Here is a 1,555-nt window from a genome sequence, read left to right on the forward strand (position 1 = left end):
CTAGGAGCCGTCCGGCCGATCATGTGACCGTCGTTTGATCCGCTCGTTGTTGCGAACATGGGGCGGGGTGAACGCGGGGATCTGTCAGACGCGGAGTGGGAACGGCTCCGGCCGTTCCTGCCGGTGAGCAACGGTCGGTGCGGGCGGTGGCGTGATCACCGGCAAGTGATCAACGGGATACTGCACCGGATACGGACCGGCGTGCAGTGGCGCGATCTGCCGGAGCGATTCGGCCCGTGGAAGACCGTTTACGAACGCCACCGGCTGTGGTCTGCGGATGGTACTTGGGAACGTCTTCTGCAGCAGGTCCAAGCCGCGGCCGACGCGGCAGGCGAGATCGACTGGGACGTGGCGGTGGATTCCACCAGCGTGCGGGCGCACCAGCATGCGGCCGGCGCCCGGACTGACCCGCCGCCGACGCTGGTCATGCCAAAGGGGGACGAGGCGGCAGAACACCAGGACGAGACGCCGTGGCAGAGCCTCGCCGGCCGCCTGGCGGAGGTGGTGAGCGAGGTGAAGGCCTGGGCCGCTCGCGCGGCGGCTTCACCAGCAAGATTCATCTGAGCGCCGACGGCTGCTGCCGTCCGCTGTCCCTGCTCGTCACCGCGGGACAGCGCGCAGACTGCACCCAGCTCGTGCCAGTGCTGGAGAAGATCCGCGTTCCCCGCCGCGGCCCGGGCAGGCCCCGCAAGAGGCCCGACAGCGTCGCGGCGGACAAGGCCTACAGCAACGGCCCCTGCCGCGAGTACCTGCGGCGCCGGGGTATCGGGCACGCGATCCCGGAGAAGGCTGACAGCCGGGCTGCCCGCCTGCGCAAGGGATCGCGAGGGGGACGGCCGCCGGGCTTCGACGAGGAGCGGTACAAGAAGCGCAACACCGTCGAGCGTGCCATCAACAAGCTCAAGAACTCCCGGGCGGTGGCGACCCGCTACGACAAGCGCGGCTACGTCTTCCTTGGCACCGTCACCGCGGCGGCCCTGGTCATCTGGCTCCGCTCGTGAGGAAGCGGTCCGTTCAGTCAAGGTCTCACCTGGCGGTCCTGGATCAATCGCCGGTGGTCCCCCAGAAGCACAGTTCCTCTGGACGGCCGTCGCCGCCATAGACGATCGTGCAACAGCCGGAGCCGCGGCCGAACGGAGGGAACCACCCGTCACCAGCACGTTTGACGGCCTGCTGAGCGATGTCCCGCGACGGCTTCGCTGTCCCGAACAGTTCGACGACTTCCGGGCCTTCGACCACCCTGACATCGCCGGGACCTTCCATGTCGGGTTCGCAACGGACGATGCGTTCGACGTCGAGCACCGAATGCGCCGGGTCTTCCTCCAGCCAGCCGCTCTCCATCAGCGCAGCCAGCGACTCGACCTCTTCCTCCCTGTAGTACTCGGCATCACGCGCGAAGACCGCCTCACGGAGACAGTCCAGCGCGGCCTGCTCGCTCTGCAGGACAGGCGTGAAGTGCAACCAGCTACTCGCTCCCATGCCGGCGAACATACCGAGGACCTGGGACAGGAGCCCGAACACAACGGCCAGAAGTGATCGCCCGGACAGCTCCTAG

2 protein-coding genes are annotated in these 1,555 nt (G+C 68.0%); one reads left to right on the forward strand and one right to left on the reverse strand.

Translation table 11 applies throughout. The annotated features are described in order from the left end of the window. Nucleotides 1-57: 57 nt before the first annotated feature. Nucleotides 58-1,001, forward strand: a protein-coding gene (locus tag IE140_RS35670; protein ID WP_373296222.1) for an IS5 family transposase whose coding sequence is annotated in 2 segments (ribosomal slippage) — nt 58-405 and nt 408-1,001 — 942 coding nt in all. Because the reading frame shifts where the segments join, the coding sequence is not laid out codon by codon here. Nucleotides 1,002-1,044: 43 nt separating this feature from the next. Here the strand turns inward: IE140_RS35670 and IE140_RS35675 are convergent. Continuing rightward, nucleotides 1,045-1,479: a hypothetical protein gene (locus tag IE140_RS35675; RefSeq protein WP_189461102.1), complete on the reverse strand. Its 435-nt coding sequence runs from the start codon at nt 1,477-1,479 to the stop codon at nt 1,045-1,047. Between the last annotated feature and the right edge of the window lie 76 nt (nt 1,480-1,555).

This window comes from Streptomyces parvus, from assembly GCF_014648875.1.
Lineage (GTDB): Bacteria > Actinomycetota > Actinomycetes > Streptomycetales > Streptomycetaceae > Streptomyces > Streptomyces parvus.

Bases quoted from the DNA above. Each gene is read 5' to 3' on its own strand.
- IE140_RS35675 (WP_189461102.1), bottom strand. From the start codon at position 1,479: ATGGGAGCGAGTAGCTGGTTGCACTTCACGCCTGTCCTGCAGAGCGAG.